This window comes from Streptomyces sp. SID5910 (assembly GCF_009862125.1).
Taxonomy (GTDB): Bacteria; Actinomycetota; Actinomycetes; order Streptomycetales; family Streptomycetaceae; genus Streptomyces.
On record NZ_WWHX01000171.1, the window covers coordinates 1 to 3,543 of the forward strand.

Sequence of the window (3,543 nt, forward strand, 5' to 3'; positions counted from 1 at the left end):
GGGGGCGGTGGTGTCATGGGTTTTTCCCTGCCGCGAAGGTCTCGATCAGCTCGGCCACGGCCTCCGGCGCGCTGTAGTGCGCCGCGTGCGCGGCGCCCGGCACCTCGCTCGCGCGCCCGTCGGCGAGCAGCCGTGCCACGCGCCGGACCCAGGCCTCGGAGGCGATGGTGTCACCGGCCCCGCGTACGACGAGGGTCGGCACGGCGACGCGGGCCAGGTGACCCTCGAATGCCGCGGCGGCGTCCCGCAGCGCGTGGCGCAGGGACACGGCGAACCGCACGGGGCCGGTGAGCAGGTAGTCCGCCGCGGCCACCGCGATCAGCAAGGGCGGCTCTCGCAGCGCGTCCGCGAGCAGCCGGCCCGCCTGGCGCCGGGCGGACGCGCCCGGGGTGAGCGCCGGGCCGAGCAGGACGAGCCGGCGGGCCAGCTGCGGGTGGCGTACCGCGAGGGCCGCGGCCACCTGGCAGCCGACCGAGTTGGCCACCAGCAGGCTCGGCCCCGGCACGAGCCGGCGGTGCCAGCGGGCGAGGGCGTCGGCGGTCCGCACCACGTCGGGCATCCGGCGTACGGCGTGCCGGGAGCGCGCGTTGCCCGGCAGGTCCGGCACGAGCACGGTGAACCCCCTGGCCGCCAGCCGCCGCGCCAGCGGTACGAAGTAGCGCCCCGACAGTCCCAGCCCGTGCACCAGCACCACCGTCGGCGCGCCCGTGCCCGCGTACGGTGCAGGGCCGAGGAGACGGGTGAAGAGACCGGCGTGGATGCGCTGTTCCATCCGTCCCCTGTCACCGCTGCGCGGACTTGTACACGGATCTCGTCCAGGAGACGGTGACGGGCCCGGCCCGGTGGGGGGCGGGCCCGTCGGGCCGTGCGTCCTTCGCGGGGCGTCCGCGTCAGTGGGCGCCGCCCTCGCAGATCGTGTTGGCGGCGTTCCACAGGCAGGAGCGCAGCCAGACGTTGCGGACCTTGAGCGTGGCGTGCTTGCCGTAGTTCCACACCTCGCTGCCCTTGCCGCCGCTCGTCTTCGCCAGGGTCCGCTGCGTGGGCACCCACTGCGACCCGTTCCAGTACTCGTAGATCACCTGCGCCAGTGCGCCGTAGCCGTCGCCGGCGGTGTCGCGCGCGTAGCCGTAGACCGAGGCGTTGCCGCTGGAGTTCCAGGAGATCTCCATGTAGCTGCGGGCGCCCTTCCAGTCGGAGGAGGTGTACCGGTAGCCGCTGTAGCTCTTCCACGGGTCCTCCCAGTGGCCCGCGGCCGAGGCCTGGGGGGCGAACCCCACGGTCATGGCCGCGGTCGCCGCGAAGGCACCGCAGATCGTGGAGATGCGTCCGACGCGCATGCGTTTTCCCCGTTCTCTCCCGCCCCGGCAGGGCGCTTCGACGTGAGCCCTCAGGCTGGCGTGCGCATGCCCTCCCGGTCGTCACACGGGCGGTTGAGCGGGGGTAAACCTGCGGGCTACCGCGCAGGGATGACCGCTGGCGCGGGGCGGCGGCTCCCGCAGGCATTGACGCAGCGGCTCGGGGGACTCTTCCCGCAGGCGGGGGCGGCAGCGTTCCCCATGGGGGCCGCCCCCGCTCAGGCTCTCCCGGTCCAGACATCGGGCCGGGGGAGCCGCCCCGGCCGCTTCGTCACACCGTGCCCGTGGCACACACCCGGCGGGCGACCTCGCGGAGTTTGACGTTGTGGTCCTGGGAGTAGCGGCGCAGCACGTCGAAGGCCTGCTTCTCGGTGAGGCGGCGGCTGCCCATGAGGATGCCCATCGCCTCGCCGATGGTGTGGCGGGTGGCGATGGCCTGGTCCATCTGGGCGTGGGCGCGGGCGCCGGACAGGGCGACGGCGGCGTGGGAGGCCAGCAGCCAGCCGGCCGTCTCGCTGTCCTCGGTGAAGGCGCCGGGCCTGCGGGAGTACAGGTCCAGGGCACCGAGTTCCTCGTCCTCGGTGTAGAGCAGGAAGCCCATCATGCTGCCCACGCCCAGGTCGTGGGCCTGGGGGGCGTAGAGGGGCCAGCGGGGCTGCTCCTGGGTGAAGTCCGGGATCCGGTACACCCGCTCCCCCGTCCTGGTGCGGGCGGCGTCGAAGCACGGCCCTTCCTCCAGGCGTTCCTGGAGCCGGTCGCTGTCGACGACCAGCTGGCCGGTCGGGGCGAAAGAGCGCACCTTGGTGCCGCTCAGGACGAGGATCCCGGACTCGTCGCAGCCCTCGACCAGCTCGGTGGCGGCCGCGGTGATCCGTCCGAGCGTGGCCTCCACGGACTCCTGTGCCAGCAGATCCCGCGCCAACGACGCCATCTGCTGCGCGAACTTACGCCAGTCCATGCCGTCCTCCTCCCGCGCCCCCGGGGGAATCGAGGCCACTCGCCCCAGCGTCGCACACGGTGATCCGCACGCCACCGTGTCCCGGCGGTCCTCCCCCGCCGCCGTCCGGGCCGGGTGCTTTTCCCCGGCGGCCCCGGTGTCCGGCGGCGGGGGGCGCCGGTGGCCGGGTGGGGCCTGTGTCGAAAGCCGAGGGCCGTCTCGACGCGCCGCCGGGACGGCTCGGAGGCCGTGATGCACCCGGCGCCGGGCAGGGCCGGGTGGCCAGGGGCCGTCGTCCAGCGCCACGGACACGACGAACCGCTCGACCGCCGCGCCCGTGCCCGTGCCCGTGCCGGTGCCGGTGCCGGTGCCGGTGCCGGTGCCGGTTGAGGATTTCACCGCGGTGCAGTGATGCCAGCAAGGCCCACAGTCCCGGGTGGCGAGGTGCCTGTGCCTGGTCCGCCCGAGGTCACACGGTCTGTGGGGAGGCTTCACACCATTGGGCGAATTCCCCTCCGGCACAGGCGTCTGACGGCTCCCCGGCAACGGTCACGGGCCTAGCTTCGGGCTGGGCGCGCCGATGCGTGCCGCCACATCACTGCCGCGAAAGGGCGATCATGGCTACCGCCACCGCTGACCCGATCACCATGAAGCTCGACCAGCTGTTCACCGCCACCGACACCGACGGTGACGGCTACGTCGACTGGAGCGACCACCAGCGCATCGTCGACCGCTACGTGAGCGGCTACAAGATCGACAAGAGCGACCGTCGGGCGAAGGCGCTGCTGATCTCGTACCAGATGCAGTGGACCGAACTGCTGCGCCACGCGGACGGCGTCAACCGCCTCTCCAGGGAGCAGTACCACCTCGCCACCCGCGCGGCGAGCGTGGACACCAGCCGCTTCAACATGGTCGAGGGTGTTCCGCACGCCATCTTCGACCTCATGGACACCGACGAAGACAACGTCATCGGCAAGTCCGAGTTCAAGCAGTACCTGGAGGTCTGGAACGTCACCGACCCCAGCGCCATGGACGCCTTCGCCGCACTGGACCTCGACGGTGACGGAGTCATCAGCCGGCAGGAGTTCATCCGCGCGGCCCGGGAGTTCTTCTACTCTCCGGACCTGGAGGCCCCGGGCAGCCTGTTCTTCGGACGCCTGTCCGCCTGACACCCCAGAGGTTGCCGGCCGGCACCGCCGGCGTCGAGCGCACGCGGCCGAGCCGGGGACGCGAACACCTGGGCGCGCCACC

At 72.9% G+C, this 3,543-nt stretch carries 4 protein-coding genes; 1 reads left to right on the forward strand and 3 read right to left on the reverse strand.

What is annotated here, in order from left to right:
* Positions 1–13: 13 nt before the first annotated feature.
* From GTW67_RS06205 to GTW67_RS06215, 3 genes are all read right to left on the reverse strand, one after another.
* The gene (locus GTW67_RS06205) at positions 14–772 is read right to left on the reverse strand and encodes an alpha/beta fold hydrolase (protein ID WP_161163785.1); all 759 of its coding nucleotides are present in this window, start codon (positions 770–772) and stop codon (positions 14–16) included.
* Positions 773–890: 118 nt separating this feature from the next.
* Positions 891–1,337 carry a hypothetical protein gene (locus GTW67_RS06210; protein WP_161163786.1) on the reverse strand — a complete coding sequence of 149 codons (447 nt, stop codon included), beginning with the start codon at positions 1,335–1,337 and terminating at the stop codon, positions 891–893.
* A gap of 289 nt (positions 1,338–1,626) precedes the next feature.
* Positions 1,627–2,313 carry a GAF and ANTAR domain-containing protein gene (locus GTW67_RS06215; protein ID WP_161163787.1) on the reverse strand — a complete coding sequence of 229 codons (687 nt, stop codon included), beginning with the start codon at positions 2,311–2,313 and terminating at the stop codon, positions 1,627–1,629.
* Positions 2,314–2,909: 596 nt separating this feature from the next.
* Here GTW67_RS06215 and GTW67_RS06220 point away from each other — a divergent pair.
* Positions 2,910–3,461: an EF-hand domain-containing protein gene (locus GTW67_RS06220; protein WP_161163788.1), complete on the forward strand. Its 552-nt coding sequence runs from the start codon at positions 2,910–2,912 to the stop codon at positions 3,459–3,461.
* The last annotated feature ends 82 nt before the right edge of the window (positions 3,462–3,543 follow it).